Raw genomic sequence first — 25,130 nt, 5'->3', positions numbered from 1 at the left:
CGACCTGCTGCAATTAAGGCGGAACCTCGCCCTCACCTCGCGAATTGACAGGACGGACAAGCGAGGAACCAACATGTCACGCGAAACGAAAACGCGAATCGGCATCGCATCGCTGGTGAGCCTGATGGTCAACGCCGTGCTGTTCGGCGCGGGGCTGATCGCGGTGCTGATGATCCCCGCGCTCAATGCCAACGTCTTCGTGGCGCTGCCGGTGATGATCGTGCTGAGCTTCGTGCTCGCGGCGCCGATTTCCTGGGCGATCGCCCCGCGCCTGCGAGCCCGTTACTGGCGCGGCCGCGAGCCGGATTTCATCGCGGGCTGAGCGCCACTTCGGTTGCGGGTCATCATAAGCCATATCCGGCGATGACAACGGCCTCGTCGCTCACCTACACTCCGCCGAAACCGCCCGGAGTTCATCATGGCCCGCATCACCCTCGCCCTCACCGCTGTCGCTGTCCTGACCACCTCTGCCTTCGCCCAGCACGCACAGCCTTATGGCGGCCTGCAGCTTCGTCCGGTCAAGGCGCTGTCCAACGAACAAATTGCCGACCTCCGCGCCGGGCGCGGCATGGGGCTCGCGCTCGCCGCCGACCTGAACGGCTATCCGGGGCCGCTCCATGTCATCGAACTCGCCGCTCCGCTCGCGCTCACGGATGCGCAGCGCGAACGCGCGCAAGCTTTGTTCTCGGCGATGAAGGCGGAGACCGTACCGCTCGGCGAAGCGCTGATCGCCGCGGAGACCGACCTCGACCGCCAGTTCGCCGCCCGCACCATCACACCGGCATCGCTGTCGGCCGCCACCGACGCGATCGGCGCGGCGCAAGGCCGGCTGCGCGCCGCGCATTTGAAATATCACCTAGCGATGCTCGAGGCGCTGACGCCCGAACAGATCAAGCGCTATGCCGAACTGCGCGGCTATGCCGCCGCCGCGCCAACGGGCCACACGCCGGGCATGCATCACAGGATGAAGTGAGGGCGCCTCGCCAAAGCTCCGCGGGTTCTTGTGGTAGCGTTCGCGGCCTTCTGCGCAGAAGGCACGACTAGCTTCATCTTGGATACCGAGTGCTTCACATCGATCATGCCGCCCACAAACAGGCACATCGAACCAATTCCAGCGATGACTGCAACGGCAAGAAATAACGTACGCAGCATGGTGTAGCACCTATCTGGCGGCCCCAAATAAGGGTGTTCCCAAAGCCTCTTCTTACTCGACGACATCGCGGCAGTGGCCAGGTTGGTGAAATAGGCTGCCCCGGTAGAAAAACCGGCCAACGCCACGCCCGACGTGAACCACATCAATGCGCTTGTGATATTCTGAACATCAGCGTCACCGATCCGGCCTTGCCCTGCAACCGCGCCGATAAACCCCAGCACGGCCAGCGCAGCGCCACCGTTGATTAAAAAAGCAGTTTTGATCGCGAGCGTGCCGCCGTCCAACGCGCCTTGATTTACTTGTGTCCAAAATTCGCTTTCGGCGTCGTGCGCGCGCAGCGCGTCTTCCCGCAAATTCCTTACATGCTCTTCCTGCGGCGTCACGGTCATCGAATCCTCCAGCCTCCTGACACTATGCGTCCTTGTAGCCGTTTATCAGATCAGCGCCGACGCGCCGATAGGCATCAATAATTTCTTTCGGCGCTTCCGGGAAATGCGTCGCGTACAGCATTGTGGCTGGCCCCAGTCGCAGCACGACTTCATGCAACCAGGCCTTGAGCATAAAATCATCAATAAACGGACCGAGCTCTCCATACCTGCCGCGCGCAGTAAATTGGAAACCCCGAGCCGTTGCATGAGAGACCAATTCAGACAACTTCGCGTATTCTGTTGCGCGTCGCATTTCTTTATCGCCGTCACGTTCGTCTAAGGCGACGCGTATCTGGAACGGATCGAACAGCTTTCGTCGCGTTTTTCTGTCGGCAGTCCGCCACACGGCAATCTGATCTGGCGACGTACGGAAGTAATCGATCAAGAAGCCCGTCTCCATGATATCGCGAGCCTGTTGCAATGCCGTCTGATAGTAGCCCGACAAGCCCAACTTCACCGAAGTGGCGCCCGCATTGAACAAGCGCAGCCCTAGCATCTGTATCGTATGCTCTTCGTCATCTTTGGCGACATAGTCGAGTGAATAAGCGAAAAGCACACCTAAGACACGCTCAGTCATCTCTAGCCGGCGAGCCAGCTCCTCATTGCCAATAATGAGCGCCATTGTCTCTTTGCGAAGTCTCTCTTCGTGTACATGAGTATTGTTCAATGCGGCGAACCGACCGTCCGACATAAATGCCTCTTAAATGCTAGAGATTCCAAAGCAGGCATTGCCTGATCGAACCAAGCTTGCGCTTAAGCCGACGGCCGTGATTTATAGAGTCTCGCGTCACGGCGCGACTATACCTTTTCTGTCGTCACTGGGCTTGAACCGGTGCCGCTCAGGCCGGCACACCGTCAGCCGCTAAGCGAGGTGGCCGGGTCATAGCTGTTCGAAGAACGACGTTCTGCAAACGCCTTTGCCGGCCATGACGAGGCAAATCAACTGCGCCCCTCTACCTCCCCAACCTCTCCACCTCCTCCATCGTCCGCCCTTCCCGCGCGCGATACACCGGCAACGACCAGCCGTAATGCAGCGCCAGCGCGCGGATGACGAAGCACAGGGCAAAGCCAAGCGCCGTGGCGACCGGTTTGGCGGCGCCGAATGCGGCCAGGCTCACATAGGCGCTCGCACCGGCCAGCGCCGCGGTGACATAGACTTCCTTGCGCAGCACCAGTGGGCTCTCGCCGCCGAGAATGTCGCGGATCACACCGCCAAAGGTCGCGGTCGTCACGCCCATCGCCACCGCGATGAAGCCGCCCGCGCCGGCCTCTAACGCCTTGTCGGCACCGACCACGCAAAACAGCGAAAGCCCTGCCGCGTCGAGCCAGAGCAGCGCGCGATAGCGCGACTCCGGAATATGCGCGAGGAAGAAAGTCGCCGCCGATACGACGAGGCAAATCGCCAGCGCCGCCGGCTCCTTGACCCAGAACACCGGTAATTGCCCGAGCATCACATCGCGCAGGCTGCCGCCGCCGATTCCGGTCGCAGCGCCGAGCAGCATGAAGCCGAAAATGTCCATGCGCTTGCGCGACGCCACCAGCGCCCCGGTCACCGCGAAGATCGCAAGACCAAACCAGTCGAGCGTCATGAGCCAGGAGGTGGGCATTGAAACGTTCACGGTGTCGCTCCCAATGTTTGTCGCCTGCACGCCTCAAACGGATTCGCTGCGGCACTGGATCAAATGCATCGTCTCGTCGGCGATCGTCTTAAAGACTATGGACAAGGCGATGGCCCAGCCACCGGTCGCGGCGAGCAGCGCCAGCGACGATCGCGATGTCAGCGCATTCATGCGCCCCCCCGCCTCTTTCGTGACGCTATCCCCTGCGCCGCGGCTTGCGACAGCCTGTCACGGTTCCATCGCCACGTCATCGTCCCCGGCTTGATTCAGCGCAAGGCCGTCCCGGCACTCCTGTTGTGTGCTGGGCTCAATGGAAATGGAAATGAAAGGACGCTTGCGATGGCCAACATGATGAAAGCCGCGGTGGTGCGGCAGTTCAAGGCGCCCCTCATCATCGAGGATGTGCCGGTGCCCGTGCCCGGCCCCGGCGAGGTGCTGGTCAAGGTTGCCGCCAGCGGCGTCTGCCACACCGATCTGCATGCCGCGAGCGGCGACTGGCCGGTGAAACCGACCCCGCCTTTCATTCCGGGTCACGAAGCGGTCGGCACCATCGCAGCCATTGGCAAAGGTGCGAATGGCCGCGGCGCGTTCGGTCTTCGCGAGGGCGATATCGTCGGCGTGCCGTGGCTGCACGATGCCTGCGGCGGCTGCGAATATTGCACCACCGGCTGGGAGACCTTGTGCGGCGAACAGCACAACACCGGCTACAGCGTCAATGGCGGCTTTGCCGAGTATGTGCTCGCGAGCGCCGCTTATGTCGGCCGCATTCCGAAGGGCGCCGATCTCGTCAACATGGCGCCGATCCTGTGCGCCGGCGTCACCACTTACAAAGGCCTCAAGGAAACCGAGGCCAGGCCAGGCGAATGGGTCGTCATCTCCGGCATCGGCGGGCTCGGCCACGTCGCCGTGCAATATGCCAAGGCGATGGGACTTCACGTGGCGGCCGTCGATGTCGCCGAGGACAAACTGGCGCTGGCGCGCAAATTGGGCGCGGATGTCACCGCCAATGCGATGACCGAGGATGCGGTGACGAAGGTGATCAAGGAAACCGGCGGCGGCGCCCATGGCGTGCTGGTCACCGCGGTGTCGAACGCCGCCTTCGGGCAGGCCATCAGCATGGCGCGCAAGCGCGGCACCGTGGCGCTGGTCGGCCTGCCGCCGGGCGATTTCCCGGCGCCGATCTTCGACGTCGTGCTCAAGCGCATCACGGTGCGCGGCTCCATCGTCGGCACGCGCAAGGATTTGAGCGAGGCCATCGCCTTCGCCGCCGAGGGCAAGGTGAAGTCGACCACGACGACGCGGAGGCTGGACGAGATCAACGCCGTGTTCGACGCCATGAAACAGGGAACGATCGACGGCCGGGTAGTACTGACGATGTGAAAATGTATCCCGTTACCGGGACACGCAGTTGCGCGGACGGCGCTTTGTTCCCATCATATGCACAATCAAAAATGCGTCGCGCCGGGACCGCCGGCGTAACCTCGGGGAAACGAGCCATGAAGTCCCGTATGAAGTCCGCCGCGCGGGTGCAGATCGCGCTTCTGTTCTACACGACCTTCAACATCGTAATGTTCACGGCGGCGACCTATGCCGGCACGCTGTTTCCGCCGCTGGTGCCGCATACCGGTCTCGTCATCGCCTGCATGATGGCGCTGGGACTTATTGGAGGGCTTCCGCTCGCTTGGGCGGTCGGCAACGCCCTGCCGCGCGACTGGCACCAAGGTCTCATCGCCCGGCAATCGCCGCTAGCGCACGAGCCCGCGCGCGAAATCTAGCGGCCGTTATTGAGCGCGATCGTCGGTAAACCGCCTGAATTCCAGATTTCGGTCCGGGCGCCACCGAACGCATGACTTTTTTATTGTGCGGTGCAGTGCAATTTTCGGCGACAAGGCACGCCGAAGTAGCAATTTAAGAAAGCAAAATCGGCGTAGCGCGCAATTTTACCGATTCTGTTTGCCGTCTTCGGCAATTTCTGTAACGTTGTGCTAGCTGCGGCGGTGGGCCAACGATGCTGCACTTATTTGCCGGCGACAATGCTGTCGAAGAGACCGTTCGCTTCGCCGAGGAAGTTGCCCGTTATGGTCTCTGGCAAGTGGACCTCACCTCCGGCCGGATGACCTTCTCGTCCAATCTGTACCGCCTTATCGGCCTCAAGGTGCCCGATGGGGCGCTGGACCAGGTCGACGACGTCACCTTCAGCACGTTCGAGAAGGTGACGCATCCGGACGACCTACCGGTGCTGGCGGAGATCCAGCATATCCTCGCCGAAGGTCTGCCGTTCGAACGCCAGTTCCGGGTCATCCATCCCAACGGCCGGGTGCGGGCCATGGCGATCCACGGCGAGGTCGTGGTCGACGCCTCCGGCCGAAAGTCGCGCGCCATCGGCGCCCTGATGGACGTCACCACCCACGTCGAAAGCGTGCGCGCCTCGCAGGTCGATTCCGAGCGCGTGCGCAACATCATGTCGGCCATCGACGGCCGGCTGTGGACCGCCCGCTCCGACGGTTTTCGCACCGACCTCCTGCTGCGCGGCCGGTCGAGCACGGCGGTCGCCAGCAACTGGCTCGGCTTTGGCTGGCTCGCCCGCGTCCATCCCGACGATGCCGGACTGGCGCGCGCCACCTGGGCCGAGGCTGGCGAGCGCAAGAAGAGTTTCATGGTCGATCTGCGTATCCGCGGCGACGACGGCGATTATCACTGGCGGCGGCAGTATTGCTCACCGATTCTCAATGACGATGGCAGCGTGCGCGAATGGGTCGGTCTCTCGCTGCTGGTCAATGCCGGCGAGATGGCGGCGGAATCTGCTGCCGGAACCATCACCGGCGCACAAATTCGCGCGGCCCGCGGCATTCTCAATTGGTCGGTCCGGCATCTCGCCGACCGTACCGGGCTGTCGACAGGAACCCTGCGTCGCATCGAGGCGCACGATGGTTATAACAAAGGTGCGTCGTCGGCGTTGCTTTTGATTAAAGATGCACTCTCCGCCGCCGGCGTCGATTTTTTTGTACTTCCGACCGGCGAGGCCGGCGTCTATCCGACGCGCAAGGGCTCAAGGCTGAAAGTGGTCAGCAAGCAGGACGATACCAAAAAAGCTTCTGCGTAACGCGACAAGCAGCCGATTTGGCTTGCTCGATGTTACCTGCGTACCAGAGGCCCACCATTTGTAACGAGTCTTGCCGCCATGCGGTAAAACAAGCCGCTATCGCCGCCGAAAATACATCCCAAAACTCCGCCTGCCGTCATAATTCCTTCATGGCCACATTTTTTGACGGCTGGTTTCACGATGAAAACAACATCATGGTCCGCCCGCTCTCGCGATGAGAGCGGACGGAGATTCGAGAGATGAACTCGGGGATTACCAAACGCTCGGTGCTGATCACGGGGCGCAAGACCAGCATCAGCCTGGAAGACATGTTCTGGCACGCGCTCAAGGACATCGCCGCGGAACAGCGCACCTCGGCCACGGCGCTGCTGGTGCAGATCAATCAGAAGCGCGGCAACACGAACTTCTCGTCGGCCGTGCGCCAGTTCGTGATGGCCTACTACATCAATCTGGTGAACGATCTGCGCAAGAATACAACGTCGTCGCTCGGCGATTGCGACGCCGGAACTCAGTCCGCCGGCGTGACACTCGCGCCGCTGCCCGCTACCTTGCTTTGAAGGCGCCGCGAGGGCGGCCCCGCCCCCTCGCGAGGACACCTTCATTCATGCAGCATCAGGTCCGCGACGCCAAAGACCGCCATCGTTTCGAACTGGAAGCCGACGGACACGTCGCCTTCTCGACCTACGAGCGCAGCGGCGGCACCATCACGATCCTGCACACCGAAGTACCGAATGAACTTGGCGGGCGCGGCATCGGCACGGCGTTGGCCCAGGGCATGCTCGAACTGATCCGTGCCGAAGGGCTCAAGGTGAAGCCGCTGTGCCCCTTCGTGAAGGCCTACATCGGCAAGCATCCGGAGTTTGCCGATCTGGTCGTTTGATTGTCGGCTTCTCACCGAGGCGCCATAACGCAATTTTTACGTTTCGGTAAGACATTGGGCGCCTGCAGCAGTTTTTGCTGGGAGCCTCCTTTGAACTTTGCAAGCGGCGTACAATTTTTCCTTGGCCAGTGCGAGAAATTGCTGTTCTCGCTCGGTTCTCCATTCTCGCTGACCTCGCTATCCGCGGCGCTCCTCATTGCCGTTGCCTTCTTCACGGCGCAGCGCCTCAAGCGCGGGCGCCGTTTGCACTGGCGCACCTTGTGGCGCGCGCTGTTTCCTAAGCGCATCGTCGCATCGAAATCGAACGAAGCCGATATCGGCTATCTGATCTTCAACGTCTTCGTCTATGGCGTGGTGTTCGGCTGGGCCGTGCTATCGTACCAGTCGATTTCGCAGGGCATCGTGGCCGGCGCGGCGGCGCTGTTCGGCCCCATCGAGCCGACGACGCTGCCGTCCTGGGTGCCGCGCGTCGTCATTACGGTGATGCTGTTTCTCGCCTACGAGCTCGGCTACTGGTTCAATCACTGGCTCAGCCACAAGGTGCCGCTCTTGTGGGAATTCCATAAGGTGCATCACAGCGCCGAAGTGCTGACGCCCCTGACCAACTTCCGTGTCCACCCGGTCTACGCCTTTATCTTCGCCAACATCCTCGCCGTCTCGGCGGCGATCGCCAACGGCCTCGGTCACGCCATGTTCGGCCAGACGGTGCCGCAATATGCGATCACCGACACCAACATGATCCTGGTGCTGTTCATACACACTTACGTGCATCTGCAACATTCGCACGTGTGGATTTCGTTCCAAGGCTTGCTCGGCCGCCTCTTCATCTCGCCCGCGCACCATCAGGTGCATCACTCGGCCGACCCCAAGCACTTCAACAAGAACTTCGGCAGCTGCCTCGCGCTGTGGGACTGGATGTTCGGCACACTCTATGTGCCGGCTAAGAAACGCGAGGCACTCACCTTCGGCTTTCCGAACGAGCCCGATGCTCACACGGTCAAGGGCGAACTGGTCAATCCGTTCATCAACGCAGCCGGTCACCTCAAGCCGCTGTGGCCCAGGAAAAGCGAAGCTTCGCTTCCCGCCGCGACGCGCGATCCGGCCTAGCCGGCCACTCCTACTCGGCGGCGTGGCCCATGGCTTCGACCTCGCGCAGCCAGACGTGGCGCTTGTCGTCACCGGCGGCCTCGATCATGCCGAAGATGGTGGAGCGCACCGGCTTGACGCCGACGAAGCCGAGGATGTTGCGCTTCATCAGCTTGAGCGCGTGGGCGCCGTAATACCAGCGATAGAACCAGCCCGGCATGCCCATGGTCATAATGATGCGGGCCGACTTGCCGCTGTAGACCTTCCAGTTCGCGCCGCCGCCGCTTTTCTGGAAGGCGAGCAGGTCGGGCTGCAGGATGCGCTCGAGAAAGCCTTTCATGATCGCCGGCATGTCGCCGCACCACAGCGGAAACACGAAGACCAGATGATCGGCGGCCGCGAAGGCATCGCGCGCCGCGATGAGATCAGGCTCCAGCGGCTGCTCCCGGCGATAACCTTCGCGTAGCACGGCGTCGAACTGCATCTCTCCGAGCACGAACAGGGTTGACTGATGCCCGCCGCTTTCGGCACCGCGCTGATAGGCGCGGCCGAGCGCCTCGCAGTAGCTGTCCTTCAGCGGCGTGCCGACAATGATCGCGATCTTCGCCATCGCCTGCTCCTCGGGTTGCGCGCAAGCATCCTAGCTGCGCGCCGTCCTAAGGCGTTGATTCAGCGCAAAGCGCGCTGGTCGCTCAGGCCACGATCCGCGCCAGCAGATCGGCGAAAGCCTGCGGCGCAGTGATGTGCGGATTGTGGCTGGCGTCGATCTCGTAAGACTGCCAGCCGGCTTCGGTCTTCGCCCGTTCGTAGAAAGGCCGGAAGCGATCTTCCGGTGTGTGCCGCGTGCAGTAGATGTAATGGCGTGGCAGGGTCAGATCGCCATTCTCAAATTTGAGTTTCTGCTCGAAGGTCTTGAGCGGCTGCGGCACGCGACGCGGCGCGCACCAGGCCTGATCCTCCGGCGAGGTGTCGGCCGGCATCGGCCCCGGCGGAATGCGCCAGTTGTCGGGCCCATCGGCGGCGGCCGACTGGCGCTGCTTGCGCGTCGATTCCGGCATGACGTCGAAGGCGCTTTCGCCATCGCGCGGGACGAAAGCATCGACATAGATCAGCTTGGCGATACGGTCGCGGGCGCGGTCGGCGACGCCGGTCGCGACCATGCCGCCATAGGAATGGCCGATCAGGTAGACGTCGCGCAGATCGTTGTAGAACAGGCAGGCCATCACATCGGCTATGTGCGTGTCGAGATCGATGCCCGGGTGAGCAAGATGGCTGCGCTGACCGAGACCGGTCAGCGTTGGAATGACGAGATGAATGCCGCGCGGCTCCAGCAGCGGATACATCTTCTTCCAGGCCCAGGCCGAACTCCACGCGCCGTGCGCGACGACACAGAATGCCATGTCCCCCCCCTCGTCTCTTCTCTATTGGGCCGCAACCGGTCGCGGCCGTGCCGACCGGCTATTCCATCGCGCACGCACGAAATCAAGCGCGACGACGGCGAGACCCGCCGCGAGCACCTGCCAGCCGGGGCGGATACCGGCGTCGAAGTCGAAAGCCGTCGCCAGCACGCGCAAGGGCGACACGCCGAATTCGATGGCAATGCCGATCGCCTCACCGGCGAAAGCGAGCGCGGCTACGATGACGCTCAGCGCCAGCAGGCTCAGTGTCGACAGTTCGGTCTTGTCCTGCCACCAGGCCAGAATGCGGTAAGCGATCAGCCAGCCAAACAGACCCGTGACAAAGACCGGCACGGTGAGGTCCGCCTTGGTCTGCTGGAAGTAGTGAATGAGCGCGAGCAACGCGATCACATAGATGGCCTGGTGCAGCCGGCGCCAACGCTTGCCGCCAATGCGCTTGATCATACCGTCTGTCGAGGTGATCGCCAGCGCGGCCAGCCCGGTGAGTGCGATCATGCCGACGATGAGATAGACGCGGCGCGTGATCTCGGTGAAGACCTTGATGAGGTCGAAGCTCTGATCGGCGACATAAAGCAGGATATGCGCGAGCGCGTAGCAGAAGGTGCCGACGCCGAGCATGCGGCGCACGTCGATGAGGTTGCCGTAACGGCCGATACGGCGCAGCGGCGTGATCGCTAGGGTCACACCGAGAAACACCAAAGCCCAGAAGCCGGTGCGGTGGATGACGTCATTGAGTGGCCGCGCGCCGCCGGCGATGGCCCCCGCATCGACGAGCGCCTTGGCCACCGGAAAAAGCAGCAAGCCGAGCGCGACGATTCGCAGAGCCGACAGGCGGCCGCGCCGGTCACGCCAAAGCTCGTAAGACGCCATTCGAAGACCTCTTTATCATACCCAGCGCCGCCGCGCGGACCCCGCCCGATACCACAGCGCGTCTTCACCCCGCTCTAAAGCCTGCGTGAGCGGCCTGTGAGGTGTCCGGACGGCCCCGATCTTCCCTTTGTTCTGTCTCCCGGTGTCGCGAAGCGGACCAGAACCTACCATTCACAGCCTTGATCTGGCCATGGTCGGCCGGACTGATAGCATTGCTGCAGAAGGATTCGCCGGCGGACGTCACGGTCACGCGGCGTCAGGACGACAGGGAAAACGACCAGGACGGTACAGACCTAAAAAGAGCCACGCCGGGCCCACGCTTCCAGGAGGCCATGATGTCGCGACATCCGTTCCGACCCGTGCTCACTTTGTTTGTGCCAACAATGCTGGCGTGCGCTGTATCCTCGTTGTTTGTTTCGTCGGTCTTCGCACATGAACTCTGGATCAGCCGCAACAACTACAAAAATCCGGCCGGCGAATGGTGCTGCGGCGCCGAGGATTGCGGCGTCGTCTCTCCCGATGCGGTGAAAGCGGTCAAGGGCGGCTACTCGCTGCGCGGGCCGGTGACCTACGGCAAGGATGTGACCGGCAACGAGGCCGACGGCCCAACCCGCAGCGAACAGCTCAACGAAGTCGTGCCCTACAGCCAGGCACTGCCCTCGCTGGATGGCGCCTACTGGCGCTGCAAACGGCCGGACGGCTCGCCGCGCTGCTTCTTCGCCCCGCAGAACGTCAACTGAGTGGATCGCCGGGCGGCTACACGCGCGGCAGCGGCCGGCCGCCCTGCTCTTTCGACGGCACCTTCACCCAGGCTTCGCCGTCGAGCACAACGTCGTCATCGACGCGGCAGACGCAGGACAGGCGCGCCCGCGTCTTTTCCGGCATCAGTTCGGCGACCTGGACGGTGACCTCGACCGTATCGCCGATCTTCACCGGCGCGCGGAAATTCAGGGTCTGCGAAATATAGATGGCGCCGGGGCCCGGCAGCCGGGTGCCGAGCACGGCCGAGATCAGGCTCGCCGTATAGAGGCCATGGGCGATACGGGTGCCGAACGGCGTCTGCGCCGCGAAGTGCTCGGACAAATGGATCGGGTTGCGATCGCCGGAGATTTCCGCGAAGCCGACCACGTCGGAAGCGCTCACCGTCTTCAACAGGGTCTCGGTCTGGCCGACGGACAGATCCTCAAAATAAAGCGTTTGCAGCACCAGCATCGTCTAGGGTTCCGTTCGCAGTTGAGCCCGGCACATCGCCCACAACAGAGCGATCAGCACCACATTAATCAAAGCCAGCGCGGTCAATAGACCGATGGTCGCATCGACGCCGAAGCGCTCGATCATCAGCGCGCCGGCCGACGGCGCCAATGCCTGAACGATCAGGCTCGGAAAAGCAATCCGGCCCATCAGAGTCGGAAACCGCGCCGGCCCGAACAGAGCCAGCGGAAGGGTCCCACGTCCGATCCAGGAAATGCCGTAGCCCGCGCCATAGAGCAGGATAGCGACGACCAGAAAGGGGAAATAGCTGAGGATCAAGGCAAGGCCAAGCGTCATCAGCAGACAGCAGGCGACCATGGTCCAGATCGGGTGATAGCGCGATCCGAACAGTTGTTCGATCACGCGGGCACCGACCTGCGCCGGCCCGAACAAGGTGCCAAGCGCAATGGCCGCGGTCTCTGCGACACCACGGGATTGAAGAAAGATCAGGAAGTGGACGAGCACCACCGAGCCGACCCCAGCGGCGATCGACAGGATCGTGGCCAGCAGAATGAAGACGCGGCGTTCGTTCCGGAGCGACGGCGGCGACTCATGCGCCGCCGCAACGCTATCCGCCGCCGCGGTTTCAACCGCGGCCTTGCGCCTGCCGCTCACCGCGAACATGAGCGGCAGGCTGAGGACGAGATGCAGCGCCGCGTAGATGAGGCAAGCCACGCGCCAGCCGGTGTGCTCAATCAGAAAAGCGCTAAACGGCCAGCAGATCGTGCTCGAGAAGCCCCCGAACAAGGTCAGCGTCGTGATCGGCCCCCGCGCCTCGCGGCCGTAGCGCTGCCCGAGCACGGCGAACACCGCATCGTAGAGGCCGGTGCCCATGCCGAGGCCAATTACCACCCAGGCCAGAAGAAAGACGGCGACATTCGGCGCAAAGCCGACCGCGGCGAGGCCAGCGGCAAAGAGCAGCGAACTCGCGCATAGGATCGGACGGCCGCCGTGGCGGCCAATGGCCTCGCCGACCTTGGGCGAGATCAGACCGCCGACCAGCAGCCCGATCGACGTGCCGGACACGACCAGGCCGAGCGACCAGCCGGTGTCGGCGACAATCGGCGGCGCAAATACGGCCGGGAAATAGAACGAGGTACCCCAGCCCAGGATCTGAACGATCCCGAAGGCGGTCACGACAAGACGGCGATCGGGCCCAGCCTCGGCGGTTGCCGTTGTCAAAATGCGCGCCTCTAATTAGCCGGATCCATGCCTTTCGCGCGCAACGCGGCTCCGGCGGCCTCGCCGATGAAGCTCCTGATCAACTGGGCCGCGGCGTCCTTATTGGCCGAACGCGCGCCAATGCCGGCCGCGTAAGTTGTCGTGTTCTGGATTTCCTTGGGCAGCGGACCGACCAGCACGGCGCCCTTCACCGGCACGATTTCGCTGATCTGATGCAGGCCCAGCTCGGCCTCGCCGCTGACGATCAGATCGGCGACGTAGCCGCCCTTTTTCAGTTTCGCTTTCGCACGCACCGCGTCGGCGATGCCAAGCCGCTCGAGCAGTTTGTCGATGTAGATGCCGCTGGAGCCGCCGCTGGCCGGGTCGATATAGGCTACGCTTTTGGCGGCGAGCAGCGCCTGCTTGAAAGCCTCGACGGTCGCGATGTCAGGCTTTGCCGCGCCTTCCTTCACAACGACGCCGACACCGACCGTCGCGACGTTGACGCGGCTGCCGCCCGCAATCGCACCACTGGCGATCAGGTCATCGACGATGGCGGGGGTGATGATCGCGACATCGAAGGCTTCACCGCCCTCGATGCGCTTCTTGAGGGCGCCGGCGGTGTCGTTATCGACAATGAGCTTGTGGCCGCTCGCTTTCTCGAAATCGGGCGCCAAGGCCAGCACAACCTGCTTGAAGGCGCCGGCCGAGAGCACCTTGATCTCGGCGGCGGAGGCGGCCGATGCCCCGAACCAAAGCGCAGTGGCAACGAGCGTCACGCAGAGCGTTGCGGGTGACATGATGGGCCATCCTCCGATGAGGTGCGGAATTTACACGCCCGCTGCGCGCCATGATACCGGCGGTATCGCCAAACGAAGCGTCGAAAAGGCTCGGAAACAGGCCGAGTCGGGCGATCTCCACATTCATATGCGATTAACGCATAGGTCGATTCTGTGGCGTCGGCTGAGAATGGGGTCGAATCTACGGGGAAAAGACCAAACTCATGCGTACCGACAGTTTTTCGACCTATTTCAATGCCTTCAAAGGACCCGTCTTCGCATATGCACAACAGATGAGCACATCAATTCTCTGCCTAAACCGCAATCCGTGCGAAAAAGTCGTTTTTCTCGTTATATTTAAATGACTTAAGTTATGCATTTTTGCTTAGCTGCACCGCAACATCAATGCTTTTCATATGTGCAGGGCTGAGTATGTTCTGCGCAGATCGATCGGACATTCAAGTTTCCGGTCGAAAAGCCGAATTCAAACAGCGACCCCGAGAGAGAAATCCCATGTTTGCCTCCCTTGTCCGCTTCATCCAGGAATGGAAGCGTTACAGCCGTAGCGTCCGCGAACTGTCCCGTCTGGACGACCGCGAACTGGCCGATATCGGCCTGAACCGCTCGGAAATCGAGCGCGCCGCCTGGAGCGCCGCTCAGACCCGCTAAGACGCCTCAAAACGTCGACGGTCCCAAACGCCCGCAGCTCTGCGGGCGTTTTGATTCAGGGGGCCGGCGTTTCAGTCGAGCTGTCTCCAGCGCTCCAGAGGCATGACTTCGGGGGCCTGGCCATAGGCCCGGGTCCAAGCGTCGACGGACCATTTGACGCCGCTGTCCTTCTCCACCAGCACCGCGGTCGCGTGCGGGGCCGTGAAATCGATGATGTGCCCTCTCGCCTCGGGCTCCGCGACACGGTGGTATTTGAATAGGCCGAGCTCATCGAGCACCAGCAGCAGGCTGGTGATATTGCGGCTGGTATCGATACAGTCGAACTGCCCTTTATCGAACATGTAGTCGCGATTGGCCCGGGCGACGTGGCCCTTCGTGCCGGCCAGCGGCGCAACACGCTTGTCGAACCAGGCCCCAACAGCCGCCACTGCGGCACGTTCTTTGGCCGCGGAGCCACTGCCGGCGGCCATCAGCCGCCGCATGGTCGCGTGATCTGCGGAGGTCAGGCCTAGTTCCACGCGGTATTGGCAGCCGAAACCATGACACACCGTCATGAAGGAGGCGCTTGGCGCCGATAGCGACAGGCCGCTATAGGCCGAGGCAACCACAGAAGCGCGGTCGGCCCGGGCGGGAGCAGCCAAAGCCAGCAACAGAACGGCAAAAGCAGCGGCTTCTCGACCCAAACGCATCGCCCCACTCTCAACCATTGCCGGTCCGGCCGGCACCGCCTAATGATCACCTTATGACACTCGATCGAGCGATCACGGCAAAATTCGTACCCATTCACATTGTCGGCGGCGGCCTGTCCGGTTCCGAAGCCGCCTGGCAGCTCGCCCGCGCCGGCGTGCCGGTGATCCTGCATGAAATGCGCCCCTTGCGCGAGACAGCGGCGCATAAAACCGACTTCTATGCGGAACTCGTCTGTTCCAACTCCTTCCGCTCCGACGATGCCGCGGCCAATGCCGTCGGTCTGCTGCATGAGGAAATGCGCCGCCTCGGCTCGCTGATTATGCGCGCGGCGGATGCCAATCAGGTGCCGGCCGGCGGCGCGCTCGCGGTCGACCGCGACGGCTTCTCGAGCGCCGTCACCGAGGCGCTCAAGGCCGAGCCGCTGATCACGCTCGAGCGCGGTGAAGTCACCGTACCACCGGCCGACTGGGATAGCGTCATCATCGCCACCGGTCCCCTCACCTCGCCCGATCTTGCCGCCGCGGTCGCGCAGCGCACCGGCGAAACACAGCTCGCCTTTTTCGATGCCATCGCGCCGATCGTACATCGTGAATCGATCGACATGGACAAGGCCTGGTTCCAGTCGCGCTACGACAAGGCCGGCCCCGGCGGCTCCGGCGCCGACTACATCAACTGCCCGCTATCGCGCGAGCAATACGACGCCTTCATCGACGCGCTGCTCGCGGGCGACAAAACCTCATTCAAGGAATGGGAAGCGAACACGCCCTATTTCAACGGCTGCCTGCCGATCGAAGTCATGGCCGAGCGTGGCCGCGAGACCTTGCGCCACGGGCCGATGAAGCCCTTCGGCCTGACCAATCCGCGTTCGCCGGAGCAGAAGCCTTACGCCGTCGTGCAACTGCGGCAGGACAACAAGCTCGGCACCTTGTTCAACATGGTCGGCTTCCAGACCAAGCTGAAACACGGCGAACAGGTACGCATCTTCCGCACCATTCCCGGCCTCGAGAACGCCGAGTTCGCGCGGCTTGGCGGCCTGCATCGCAACACCTTCCTGAACTCGCCGAAGCTGCTCGACGAGACACTGCGACTCAAAGCCAATCCGGCCTGGCGCTTCGCCGGCCAGATCACCGGCTGCGAGGGCTATGTCGAGAGTGCCGCGGTCGGCCTGATGGCGGCGCGCTTTGCCGCCGCCGAGCGGCGCGGCGAAACACTGATGCCGCCGCCGCCAACCACCGCGCATGGCGCGCTGCTGGCGCATATCACCGGTGGCCATATCGAAACCATCGACGGCGGCGCCTCGTCCTTCCAGCCGATGAACGTCAACTTCGGCCTGTTCCCGCCGATTACCGAACCGGTCGCGTTCGACAAGGACGGCCGCAAATACGGCCGCGGCTCGGCCAAAAACGTCGCGCGCAAGGGCGCCCTCAGCGCAAGGGCGCTCGCCGATCTGGCGCAGTGGATGAACGGCACGAAAGCGGACGCGGCGGAGTGACTGCTAAGTCTCGAATATCCGCTCCGGCTTTTTCGACGCGCGCCAAATCAGCCATTGCCGCCTAAGCCCCGACAACGGCACGACATCGAACGGCTCGTAGCCGCGCCGGTCCATCGGCTTGAGCGTCGGCCCGACGAGCGCCAGCGGCAGCAGCGCCGGCAGGATCGTCAGCGGCACCTGCCCGCCTTCATTGCGCGCCGCGATCATCTGCCGCCGTGCGTGACGACGCAGCTCAGCCAGCGCGTTCTTGAGCGCCTCGCTGGTCTTGCCGGCATAGACCTCGCCGATATCGACGCCATGACGCTCCAGCACTTCGAGCGGGATGAACATCTGCCGCCGCGAAACGTGCTTCGCCAGATTGACAAGAACGCCGGTAACGGCGACCGCGATCCCCGCGGCACGGATCAGCATCATCGCTTGCGGGCCACCGCCACCGAGAATGCCGGTGGCGACGTCGAGCAGCGCCGATTGCGTCATCACACCGTAATTATCGAGATCGTCGAGCGTGCCCATCGGATCGTCGTAGAGATCGAAAGCGTGCGCGTCGACAATACCGGCGAGACGCTCCGGCGCGATGCCATGATGCTTGAGGCCCGCCGTCAACGCCGCCGCCACCGGATGCGCCGCCGCCTCGCCGTCGCGCTTTCCTTCCAGCACCTCGCGCCACCATTGCAGGCGGATTTCGCCGGGCATCGGCTCTCGCGCCACGTCGCGCACACGGCCAATCTCGATGGCGAAGGCATAGAGCGCGTATAGCGCATCGCGCTTGTCCGGCGGCGCAAACAAGGTGGCGAGATAACGGTCGCGGTCGGCCTCGCGCACCAGCGCCGCGCAATAGTCGGCTTGCTTGGCCATGCCGCTTCCTACTCGACCGCGATCAGTCCGGCGCCAGCGCGGCGGTTCTCCGCCAGCAGCACATTATAGGTGCGCACGGCCGCGCCCGTGGTCATCACATCGACGGAAATCGACAGGTCGTGGAACATCGAGCGCAGCGCCGGCGGCAGAAATGCCGGATCGCGACCGGCCCCGATCAGGAACACGTCGAGTGCCTCGCCGCGCGCGAAGGCCTGCGCCAGCGTTTCGGCGGTCACGTCCTTGATCGACGCGACCGGCCACGCCCACATGCCATCGGGGAAACAGATGAGCGAGCCACGATGCGACATGCCGCCGAAGCGGAAGCCGCCGTTGCCATAGGCATCGATCGGCGCGGGCGTCGGCAGATGCGGCGTGTCGTTGCCGAGCCCGCCGGCCATCGTCAGCGGCGACCCTTCGGTTTGGGCTTGTTGGTGATCGAGGTCTTGCCGCCGGGCCGCGTGGCCGGCTTGTCGGCCACCTCGTTCGCCGACGTGTCCTCGACGAAGCGCGCCGGAATCGCATTCGGATTGATGATCTCGGGCTCCGGCTCCGCCGACAGCGCGTCGCGGCCCGAGCCGACGCCGAGATAGATCAGGATCGGCGCCGCGATAAAGATCGACGTATAGGTGCCAACGAGCACCACGCCGAACATCATGGTCGCCGTGAAGGAGTGGATGGCCTGGCCGCCGAACAACAGCAGCGCCAGCAGCGCCAAAGTCACCGTCATGTGGGTGATGACCGACCGCGACAAGGTCTGGTTGACCGATGCGTTCAGGATGTCCGCCATGGGCATCTTCTTGTAGCGGCGTAAAATCTCGCGGATACGGTCGTAGATGACAACGGTGTCGTTCAGCGAATAACCGAGAATGGTCAGCAGCGCCGCGATACTCGTCAGATCAAAATCGATCTGCGCAATCGACATGAAGCCGATAGTGAGCACGAGGTCGTGCACGTTGGCGATCATGGCGCCAAGCGCGAACTGCCACTCGAAGCGGAACCACAGATAAATCAGGATGCAGAGAATGGCGAGGCCGAGGCCGACGATGCCGTAGGACAGAAGTTCGCCCGACACGCGCGGGCCGACCACCTCGACGCGGCGGTATTCGATCTGATCGCCGAGCGCGGCGCGCACCTTCTGCACCGCCGCCTGCTGCGCGGCATCGCCGCCAGGCTGCTCGGCGATGCGGATTAGGACTTCGCTCGGGCCGCCGAACTGCTGAAGCTGGACTTCGCCGAGGTCGAGGCCGCCGAGCGTGGCGCGCATCTTGGCAAGATCGGCGGGACCGGCGGTTTCGCGGATTTCCATCAGCGTGCCGCCGCGGAAATCGATGCCGAAATTCAGGCCATGGATGAAGTACAGAACGATGGCCGCGATGGACAACAACGCCGACAGCGGAAAGCTGATGCGCCGGAAGCGCATGAAATCGAATTTAGTGTCGTCCGGAACGATGCGGAGCAGACGCATGAGTGGATCTCTCCCCGCCCCTTAGATCGGCACGCGCTGCGGCCGGCGCCAGCGCACCCAGGTCGCAACGATGAGCCGCGTCACCGTGAAAGCGGTGAACACGGTGGTGATGATGCCGATGCCGAGCGTCACGGCGAAGCCGCGCACCGGGCCGGTGCCGATGTAGAACAGCACGGCGGCGGCGATGAAAGTCGTGATATTGGAGTCGAGAATGGTCGCCAGCGCGCGGCTGAAGCCGGCGTCGATGGCGCTGATGGCGGATCGACCCAGCCTCACCTCTTCGCGGATGCGCTCGTAGATCAGCACGTTACTGTCGACCGCGATGCCGACGGTGAGCACGATGCCGGCGATGCCAGGCAGAGTCAGCGTCGCGTTAAGCAGCGACAGGACGCCGAAGATCATGGCAACGTTGATCGCCACGGCGATGTTGGCGAACAGACCGAACAGGCCGTAAGTCGCGAGCATGAACAGCACGACGAGACCGGCGCCGACATAGGACGACAACTTGCCCTTGGCGATGGAGTCGGCGCCAAGGCCCGGACCGACAGTGCGTTCTTCGATGATAGTCAGCGGCGCCGGCAGCGCGCCGGCGCGCAGCAGAATGGCGAGATCGTTGGCGCTCTGCACCGTGAACGAACCCGAGATCTGGCCCGAGCCGCCGAGGATCGGCTCGCGGATCACAGGCGCCGAGATCACCTCGTTGTCCAGGACGATGGCGAAGGGCCGGCCGACATTCTCCTGCGTCGCCTGGGCGAATTTGCGGGCGCCGGAGGTATTGAAGCGGAACGAGACGATCGGCTCCGAGGTGCGCTGGTCGAAGCCGGGCTGGGCGTCGGTCAGGTCGCCGCCGGAGACCAGCACGCGCTTTTCGATGAGATAGGGCGTCTTCGGCGAGGACGCGCTGTACAGCAGGTCGTCCTCGGGCGGTACGCGGCCCTGGAGGGCCTGCTCGACCGGCGTGTTGGAATCCACCATGCGGAAGTCGAGCTTGGCGGTCTTGCCGAGCAGTTCCTTGAGGCGCGACGGGTCCTGCAGGCCCGGCACCTGGACGAGAATTCGGTCGGCACCCTGCCGCTGGATCAGCGGTTCGACGGTACCGAGTTCGTTGACGCGGCGCTCGATGATCTGGATCGACTGTTCGACCGACTGGCGGATGCGTTCGATCATCGCGGCGTCGGAGACTGTCAGGCGGACGAGGTTTCCGTCGGATGTTATCTCGAGGTTGCGCTGACCGCTGCCGCCGAGAATGCCGCCAAGCGGCACCGACAGCTCGCGCAGCTTGGTGAGCGCCTGCCCGGCATTGGCGTCCTCTCGGACGCGGACCTCAACGCTGTTGCCGCGAATGGCAAGGCCCGTATAGCCGATGCGGGCGTCGCGCAGCACACGGCGCACGTCATCGCGCGTCGTCTCAAGCTTTTCCTTACGCACCGCATTGGAGTCGACTTCGAGCAGGATGTGCGAGCCGCCCTGCAGATCGAGGCCGAGCACGAGATGACGTTGCGCCCATTTCGGCCAGCCGGCGACGACGTCGGACGGGAAGAAATTGGGAACGGCACACAGGCAGATGACGAGCGCCGTGAGAATGGTCGCCGCCGCCTTCCACCGGGAAAAGTAAAGCATGAGATCCTGGCTTGCTTGACCGGTTTGAAGAAGCTCCGCCCTTAGCCGGCGGTGGCTTCGTCCTTCACCGGTTCACCCTTGGCGCGCACGTCGCTGATCATGCCGCGCATCTGGCGGATGCGGACACCGTCGGCGATTTCGACTTCGATCTGGTCGTCATCGACCACCTTGGTGATCTTGCCGACCAGGCCGCCGCTGGTGACGACCGTGTCGCCACGGCGCACGTTCTTGACCATCTCCTGATGCGCTTTCACCCGCTTCTGCTGCGGGCGCAGGATCAGGAAGTACATGATCACGAAAATCAGGATGAACGGCAGCAGCGACATCAGGATGCCGCCGTCGCCCCCGAGGCCCGGCGCGCCTTGCGCGAATGCGGACGTGATGAACATCGTGTTGAAACCTCTGGCTGGTTATCGGTCGCGCCGGGCGTCCCGCCCCTGCTCAACCCGGCTCAAATCGCTTGAATTCGGCGCGGACTATAACGGCCGCCCGCCCAATTGCAACGCTGCCAGACCCCGGATTCATAGGCGTTTTCTTGGCCGTTTTCAGTCATTTCCGCCCCGTTCGGGTTGCCCGGCCAGCCTACGCCCGCTATGCAGCAGCCCGTCAGTTCCGAAAGCACCGCCATGGCCAAAAAGAAGACCTCCAAGAGCAAGTCCCCGCGAGCTTCGTCCGCGCGAAAACTAGCCTCATCCGCCGCCCCGTCGAAAGCGGTGAGCGGCGCCGATCCGGTCGTGCTCGCCCGTATCGCCGACGCGCTGGAGCGCCTCGCCCCGCCGGCCAGGAAGCCGATCGACCTTGAGGCCGCCGACGCTTTCGTCTGGCAGCCGGACGGCCAGCTCTCGCCGGTGCCGCACGTCAACCGCGTCGGTATGTCGCTCCTGAAGGGCATCGACCGCGTCCGCGACACGCTCGTCGAAAACACCGAACGCTTCGCCAAGGGCCTGCCGGCCAATAACGCCCTGCTCTGGGGCGCGCGCGGCATGGGCAAATCCTCGCTGGTGAAAGCCTCGCACGCCTCGATCAACGCCGCGCTGGCCAAAGCCGGCGGCAAGCTGCCCTTGAAGCTGGTCGAGATTCACCGCGAGGACATCGAGACGCTGCCAAACCTGATGGCGATCACGCGCGCCTCGCCCTACCGCTTCGTGCTGTTCTGCGACGATCTCTCGTTCGACAACGAGGATACCAGCTACAAGTCGCTCAAGGCCGTGCTCGACGGCGGCATCGAAGGCCGCCCCGAGAACGTGATCTTCTACGCGACATCGAACCGCCGCCATCTCCTGTCGCGCGACATGATCGAGAACGAGCGCTCGACCGGCATCAATCCCGGCGAGGCGGTCGAGGAAAAGGTGTCGCTGTCGGATCGCTTCGGCCTGTGGCTCGGCTTCCACCGCTGCAGCCAGGACGAATTCCTCGCCATGGTGCAGGGCTACGTCAATCACTACGGCCTGAAACTGGCCGAGGACGAACTGCGGCGCGAGGCTCTGGAATGGGCCACCACACGCGGCTCGCGCTCGGGCCGCGTCGCCTGGCAGTTCATCCAGGAAATCGCCGGGCGTCAGGGCGCGGTGCTGAAGGACAACGAGTAACGCGCCTCGCCCCGTTCGTGTCGCAATGATGCGGGAAGACACGACATTGATGGACAATAACCCCGCCCACCTGTCTCGCCGTGCGGCCTTGGCTGCGGTTCTCGGCACCGCCGCGCTGCCGATATTCGGATCGCGCGGCCGCGCTCAAGGCGACGATCGTCCACCGGTCTTTCAGACGGCAAAGCGTCAGTTCACCGTCGTTCGGCCGTCGAAACAGTTGCCGGGCGTAACGCTCGCCGACATCAACGGACGCCCGGCGCAGGTCGCTCCGGTTCCCGGCAAGGTGCTGCTCATCAACATCTGGGCGAGCTGGTGCGATGCCTGCCGCGTCGACCTGCCGCTGCTCGAGCGCTTTCACAAGACCGGTGGCCGACAGGTCGAGATCGCCGCCGTGTCTGTCGACACGGACGGCCGTGAGCACGTGAAGTCCTATCTGGAGAAGCTGTCGGTCCGCGCGCTTCCGGTCTATCTCGACCAGGACGGCAGGCTCGCCGGCAATGCCGCCAAAGGCGCGGCGCCGCTTCTGATTTACGGCATGCCGCTGACTTATCTCATCACACCGTCGGGGCGGATTGCCGGCTACATGGCCGGCGTGGCGGATTGGCTCGCCCCAGACGCGCAGCAACTACTGGCTTACTACGCGGCTGCCTAGAGCAGCGCTAATTGCTGGCGAGATACTTGGTCGGATCGACCGGCGTCGAGCCCTTGCGGATCTCGAAGTGCAGCTGCGGCGAGGTCACGTTGCCGGTCTGACCGGACAGCGCGATCACCTGCCCGCGCTTGATCGTGTCGCCGCGCTTGACCAGCAGCTCGCTGGCATTGGCGTAGGCCGACACATAGCCGTTGGCATGGCGGACCAGCACGAGGTTGCCGTAACCCTTGAGCTCGTTGCCGGCATAGGCGACGACGCCGTCGTCCGCGGCTTTCACCTGCGTGCCTTCGGGCACGGCGATATTGATGCCGTCGTTCTGCGTGCCGTTCGGCTTGGAGCCGAAGCCGGCGATCACGCGGCCATGCACCGGCCAGCGGAATGACTGCAAGCTGCCGGCGGGCTCGGCGGCCTTCTCCGGCACCGGTTCGGCCTTGGGCATTTCCTGGCTGACCATGCGCACGCTCTGCGTCGGCTCGGCGGCGGGCGCGCGGTCAATCGGGATGGTGCGCGGCTGGCTCGGCGCGTTGTTCGGCCAGCTCGCCGCCTGCGGAGCGGTGGTCTGCGGCCGCGTCACCTGCGGCGCCGGCGCGGCGGCGGCATAGCGTTGCGGCAGCGGCGCGGTCTGCTTGGGCTGTTGTGCCATAGCCTGGCGGCTGGTGCCCGGCACCTTGATACGGTCGCCGACACTGACCCGCGTATAAGGTGAGATGCCGTTGTGACGCGCCAGCGCGGCGAGCGTGATGCCGTAGCGACGCGACAGCCCAATCAGGCTTTCGCCGGGCGCAACGACGTGAACGTTTTCGCCCGCGACAGGCGCCGCATGCGCGACAGGCGCCGGAGCGGGAGCCGGCGTGTAAGACGGAGCTGCCACCTGCGGCGCGGGCTGCGCCGGCGCGGAGCCCGCGACATAGCGCGGAATGACAAGACGCTGACCAGGACGGACCTGCGACGCATTGGCAATGCCGTTGGTCTGGAGAATGGCCGACACCGGCACGCCCTGACGGCGCGCGATCATGTCGACGGTTTCGCCATTGCCGACGGTGACCGGATGACCGCCGTCCCAGGTCCAGTGACCCGCCGGCTGCTGCGAAACGCTGCCGGTGATATCGCCGTAACGCTGGACCGGCTGCGATCCGTAGGAGGTGTTGCCCGCCGCGACGGTCTGCGGCGGAGTCGGCAGCGGCTGCGAGGTCACACGCGCGGTCGGCGCGGGCGGACGCGCGATGGAACCGGTCACCTCGCCGCGCGGCGGCATGCTGCTCTGACGCGAGGCCGTTGGATACGGGCTGTCGAAGCGGCTGGAGTTGGAGCAACCCGCCAGCGCAATACCGAGCGCGGCGACGGTAGCGACGCGCGGCCAAACGCGCGAAGAAACTGACACAGCAACACGTGACATAGGGTTACTCACTCAGGCACAAAATCGCTTGAGTTTTAAATAAAGCAGCACCGAGTAAATAAGGCTTTAAGGTTGTGGAATGGCCGCCCGAGCGCAAAATCGAGGAATCGGGAAGTACTGAGCGTGCCCGGCAAGCAAATCCGGCGGCGCCGTTAACTACAATTCGCGCGCTTTACCACGCAACATCGGCACAAAGCGCACCGGGATCAGTCTGTCCTCGGCAAGCCGCGTCCCTTCCGGCGTTTGCGATTTGGTAATCCTGACGAGATGCTGCGGCCCGTTTTGCGGCCCCAGTGGCAAAATCATCACACCGCCATCGGCCAATTGGTCGGCCAACGCCGCCGGCACCTCCTCCGCCGCCGCGGTGACGATGATGCGGTCGAACGGCGCCCGGTCCGGGCAGCCCTCGAAGCCGTCGCCGACGATCACCTCGACATTGCCGCAGCCGGCCGCGTTCAACCGCCGCCGCGCCTGGTCGGCGAGCGTGCGATAGCGCTCGATGCTGACCACCTCGGCCGCCAGTTTCGACAGCACCGCCGCCTGGTAGCCCGAGCCGGTGCCGATCTCGAGCACGCGATGCTGCGGCTTCACGCCCAGTTGCTCGGTCATGTAGGCGACAACGTAAGGCTGGCTGATGGTCTGCCCGCATTCGATCGGCAGCGCCTGATCGGCATAGGCGCTGGTGGCAAGGTCGGCGGACACGAAGGCGGTCCGCGGCACCTCGCCCATCGCGCGCAGCACGGCCTGATCCGAAATGCCGCGCCGGCGCAGCGTCAGGAGGAAATTGACGCGGTCGATGTCGGCCTGAGTGCTGGTTCCATCTGTCATCATGCCGCGATCATGCTAACATTTGCGTAGGTCGGGCACCAATCATTGCCTTGATCTTCGTCAAGCATTCTGACGGCCACAGCAGAGGGGGAAGAAAGATTGGCGGACGAAAGATTGGCAGAGCAA

The 25,130-nt window shown here is 63.7% G+C and carries 31 protein-coding genes; 13 read left to right on the top strand and 18 right to left on the bottom strand.

Going from position 1 to position 25,130, the window contains the following annotated elements:
* Positions 1–73 precede the first annotated feature (73 nt).
* Positions 74–322 (top strand): hypothetical protein, encoded by a 249-nt coding sequence (locus E8Q40_RS11065; protein WP_137044599.1) that lies wholly within the window; start codon positions 74–76, stop codon positions 320–322.
* A gap of 96 nt (positions 323–418) precedes the next feature.
* Entirely contained in the window at positions 419–973 is a 555-nt protein-coding gene (locus tag E8Q40_RS11060) for a Spy/CpxP family protein refolding chaperone (protein WP_137044597.1), read from the top strand.
* Here E8Q40_RS11060 and E8Q40_RS11055 read toward each other — a convergent pair.
* The 4 genes from E8Q40_RS11055 to E8Q40_RS21965 all read right to left on the bottom strand — a co-directional run bounded on the left by E8Q40_RS11055 (position 958) and on the right by E8Q40_RS21965 (position 3,371).
* Complete coding sequence (locus E8Q40_RS11055; RefSeq protein ID WP_137044595.1) at positions 958–1,542, bottom strand: hypothetical protein; 585 nt, start codon at positions 1,540–1,542, stop codon at positions 958–960. The two genes, E8Q40_RS11060 and E8Q40_RS11055, sit on opposite strands and share 16 nt — an antisense overlap.
* 22 nt (positions 1,543–1,564) lie before the next feature.
* A complete protein-coding gene (locus E8Q40_RS11050) occupies positions 1,565–2,203 on the bottom strand; it encodes a hypothetical protein (protein ID WP_137044593.1) in 639 nt (212 codons plus the stop codon).
* A 331-nt stretch (positions 2,204–2,534) separates the two neighbouring features.
* Positions 2,535–3,188, bottom strand: coding sequence for a trimeric intracellular cation channel family protein (locus tag E8Q40_RS11045; protein WP_137044591.1), 654 nt, complete (start codon positions 3,186–3,188; stop codon positions 2,535–2,537).
* A gap of 45 nt (positions 3,189–3,233) precedes the next feature.
* Entirely contained in the window at positions 3,234–3,371 is a 138-nt protein-coding gene (locus tag E8Q40_RS21965; RefSeq protein ID WP_168197803.1) for a hypothetical protein, read from the bottom strand.
* Between the two features lie 168 nt (positions 3,372–3,539).
* Between E8Q40_RS21965 and adhP the strand changes: the two genes are divergently transcribed.
* The 6 genes from adhP to E8Q40_RS11015 all read left to right on the top strand — a co-directional run bounded on the left by adhP (position 3,540) and on the right by E8Q40_RS11015 (position 8,290).
* Entirely contained in the window at positions 3,540–4,580 is a 1,041-nt protein-coding gene (gene adhP, locus E8Q40_RS11040) for an alcohol dehydrogenase AdhP (protein ID WP_137044589.1), read from the top strand.
* 116 nt (positions 4,581–4,696) lie between these two features.
* Complete coding sequence (locus tag E8Q40_RS11035; protein WP_137044588.1) at positions 4,697–4,975, top strand: hypothetical protein; 279 nt, start codon at positions 4,697–4,699, stop codon at positions 4,973–4,975.
* Between the two features lie 233 nt (positions 4,976–5,208).
* Entirely contained in the window at positions 5,209–6,303 is a 1,095-nt protein-coding gene (locus tag E8Q40_RS11030) for a PAS domain-containing protein (protein WP_137044586.1), read from the top strand.
* Positions 6,304–6,542: 239 nt separating this feature from the next.
* Positions 6,543–6,860, top strand: a complete 318-nt coding sequence (locus tag E8Q40_RS11025; protein ID WP_137044584.1) for a ribbon-helix-helix domain-containing protein — start codon at positions 6,543–6,545, stop codon at positions 6,858–6,860.
* A gap of 47 nt (positions 6,861–6,907) precedes the next feature.
* Positions 6,908–7,183, top strand: a complete 276-nt coding sequence (locus E8Q40_RS11020) for a GNAT family N-acetyltransferase (protein WP_137044583.1) — start codon at positions 6,908–6,910, stop codon at positions 7,181–7,183.
* 90 nt (positions 7,184–7,273) lie between these two features.
* Entirely contained in the window at positions 7,274–8,290 is a 1,017-nt protein-coding gene (locus tag E8Q40_RS11015) for a sterol desaturase family protein (RefSeq protein WP_137044581.1), read from the top strand.
* Between the two features lie 10 nt (positions 8,291–8,300).
* Here E8Q40_RS11015 and E8Q40_RS11010 read toward each other — a convergent pair whose 3' ends face one another.
* The 3 genes from E8Q40_RS11010 to E8Q40_RS11000 all read right to left on the bottom strand — a co-directional run bounded on the left by E8Q40_RS11010 (position 8,301) and on the right by E8Q40_RS11000 (position 10,557).
* Positions 8,301–8,879 carry an NAD(P)H-dependent oxidoreductase gene (locus tag E8Q40_RS11010; protein WP_137044579.1) on the bottom strand — a complete coding sequence of 193 codons (579 nt, stop codon included), beginning with the start codon at positions 8,877–8,879 and terminating at the stop codon, positions 8,301–8,303.
* Between the two features lie 82 nt (positions 8,880–8,961).
* Positions 8,962–9,669 carry an alpha/beta fold hydrolase gene (locus E8Q40_RS11005; RefSeq protein WP_137044578.1) on the bottom strand — a complete coding sequence of 236 codons (708 nt, stop codon included), beginning with the start codon at positions 9,667–9,669 and terminating at the stop codon, positions 8,962–8,964.
* A gap of 21 nt (positions 9,670–9,690) precedes the next feature.
* On the bottom strand, positions 9,691–10,557 hold the full coding sequence (locus E8Q40_RS11000; protein ID WP_137044576.1) for a sulfite oxidase heme-binding subunit YedZ: 867 nt from the start codon (positions 10,555–10,557) through the stop codon (positions 9,691–9,693).
* Between the two features lie 332 nt (positions 10,558–10,889).
* Between E8Q40_RS11000 and E8Q40_RS10995 the strand changes: the two genes are divergently transcribed.
* On the top strand, positions 10,890–11,297 hold the full coding sequence (locus E8Q40_RS10995; RefSeq protein WP_137044575.1) for a hypothetical protein: 408 nt from the start codon (positions 10,890–10,892) through the stop codon (positions 11,295–11,297).
* 16 nt (positions 11,298–11,313) lie between these two features.
* On the opposite strand, the gene E8Q40_RS10990 is transcribed toward E8Q40_RS10995, so the two are convergent.
* Genes E8Q40_RS10990 through E8Q40_RS10980 form a run of 3 tightly spaced genes read right to left on the bottom strand, consistent with a single transcriptional unit; the run spans position 11,314 to position 13,769 of the window.
* Entirely contained in the window at positions 11,314–11,769 is a 456-nt protein-coding gene (locus E8Q40_RS10990) for a MaoC family dehydratase (protein WP_137044573.1), read from the bottom strand.
* Positions 11,770–11,772: 3 nt separating this feature from the next.
* Complete coding sequence (locus E8Q40_RS10985; RefSeq protein WP_137044571.1) at positions 11,773–12,990, bottom strand: MFS transporter; 1,218 nt, start codon at positions 12,988–12,990, stop codon at positions 11,773–11,775.
* An 11-nt stretch (positions 12,991–13,001) separates the two neighbouring features.
* Positions 13,002–13,769 carry a substrate-binding domain-containing protein gene (locus tag E8Q40_RS10980; RefSeq protein WP_137044569.1) on the bottom strand — a complete coding sequence of 256 codons (768 nt, stop codon included), beginning with the start codon at positions 13,767–13,769 and terminating at the stop codon, positions 13,002–13,004.
* A 492-nt stretch (positions 13,770–14,261) separates the two neighbouring features.
* On the opposite strand from E8Q40_RS10980, the gene E8Q40_RS10975 reads away from it, so the two are divergent.
* Positions 14,262–14,417, top strand: coding sequence for a DUF1127 domain-containing protein (locus tag E8Q40_RS10975; protein ID WP_137044567.1), 156 nt, complete (start codon positions 14,262–14,264; stop codon positions 14,415–14,417).
* A gap of 71 nt (positions 14,418–14,488) precedes the next feature.
* Here the strand turns inward: E8Q40_RS10975 and E8Q40_RS10970 are convergent, their stop codons facing one another.
* The gene (locus E8Q40_RS10970) at positions 14,489–15,106 is read right to left on the bottom strand and encodes a hypothetical protein (protein ID WP_137044566.1); all 618 of its coding nucleotides are present in this window, start codon (positions 15,104–15,106) and stop codon (positions 14,489–14,491) included.
* 53 nt (positions 15,107–15,159) lie between these two features.
* Between E8Q40_RS10970 and trmFO the strand changes: the two genes are divergently transcribed.
* Complete coding sequence (trmFO, locus tag E8Q40_RS10965; RefSeq protein ID WP_137044564.1) at positions 15,160–16,599, top strand: methylenetetrahydrofolate--tRNA-(uracil(54)-C(5))-methyltransferase (FADH(2)-oxidizing) TrmFO; 1,440 nt, start codon at positions 15,160–15,162, stop codon at positions 16,597–16,599.
* 3 nt (positions 16,600–16,602) lie between these two features.
* Here the strand turns inward: trmFO and E8Q40_RS10960 are convergent, their stop codons facing one another.
* Genes E8Q40_RS10960 through yajC form a run of 5 tightly spaced genes read right to left on the bottom strand, consistent with a single transcriptional unit; the run spans position 16,603 to position 20,928 of the window.
* Positions 16,603–17,454, bottom strand: a complete 852-nt coding sequence (locus E8Q40_RS10960) for a phytoene/squalene synthase family protein (RefSeq protein WP_137044562.1) — start codon at positions 17,452–17,454, stop codon at positions 16,603–16,605.
* An 8-nt stretch (positions 17,455–17,462) separates the two neighbouring features.
* On the bottom strand, positions 17,463–17,852 hold the full coding sequence (locus E8Q40_RS10955) for an Mth938-like domain-containing protein (RefSeq protein ID WP_137044561.1): 390 nt from the start codon (positions 17,850–17,852) through the stop codon (positions 17,463–17,465).
* A gap of 2 nt (positions 17,853–17,854) precedes the next feature.
* Complete coding sequence (secF, locus tag E8Q40_RS10950) at positions 17,855–18,919, bottom strand: protein translocase subunit SecF (RefSeq protein ID WP_137044559.1); 1,065 nt, start codon at positions 18,917–18,919, stop codon at positions 17,855–17,857.
* Between the two features lie 21 nt (positions 18,920–18,940).
* Positions 18,941–20,539 (bottom strand): protein translocase subunit SecD, encoded by a 1,599-nt coding sequence (secD, locus tag E8Q40_RS10945; RefSeq protein WP_137044557.1) that lies wholly within the window; start codon positions 20,537–20,539, stop codon positions 18,941–18,943.
* 41 nt (positions 20,540–20,580) lie between these two features.
* The gene (gene yajC / locus E8Q40_RS10940; protein ID WP_137044555.1) at positions 20,581–20,928 is read right to left on the bottom strand and encodes a preprotein translocase subunit YajC; all 348 of its coding nucleotides are present in this window, start codon (positions 20,926–20,928) and stop codon (positions 20,581–20,583) included.
* Positions 20,929–21,165: 237 nt separating this feature from the next.
* Here yajC and E8Q40_RS10935 point away from each other — a divergent pair, with 237 nt between their 5' ends.
* A complete protein-coding gene (locus E8Q40_RS10935) occupies positions 21,166–22,128 on the top strand; it encodes an ATP-binding protein (RefSeq protein ID WP_137044553.1) in 963 nt (320 codons plus the stop codon).
* 49 nt (positions 22,129–22,177) lie between these two features.
* Positions 22,178–22,780 (top strand): TlpA disulfide reductase family protein, encoded by a 603-nt coding sequence (locus tag E8Q40_RS10930; RefSeq protein ID WP_168197802.1) that lies wholly within the window; start codon positions 22,178–22,180, stop codon positions 22,778–22,780.
* Positions 22,781–22,787: 7 nt separating this feature from the next.
* On the opposite strand, the gene E8Q40_RS10925 is transcribed toward E8Q40_RS10930, so the two are convergent.
* Entirely contained in the window at positions 22,788–24,176 is a 1,389-nt protein-coding gene (locus tag E8Q40_RS10925; RefSeq protein WP_137044550.1) for a peptidoglycan DD-metalloendopeptidase family protein, read from the bottom strand.
* A 156-nt stretch (positions 24,177–24,332) separates the two neighbouring features.
* A complete protein-coding gene (locus E8Q40_RS10920; RefSeq protein WP_137044549.1) occupies positions 24,333–25,007 on the bottom strand; it encodes a protein-L-isoaspartate(D-aspartate) O-methyltransferase in 675 nt (224 codons plus the stop codon).
* Positions 25,008–25,130: the final 123 nt, after the last annotated feature.

Origin of the sequence: Pseudolabrys sp. FHR47 (assembly GCF_005153485.1) — a bacterium.
Taxonomy (GTDB): Bacteria; Pseudomonadota; Alphaproteobacteria; order Rhizobiales; family Xanthobacteraceae; genus Pseudolabrys.
Note: the sequence above shows the minus strand (reverse complement) of the source record. Positions and strands in the feature narration are given on the sequence as shown.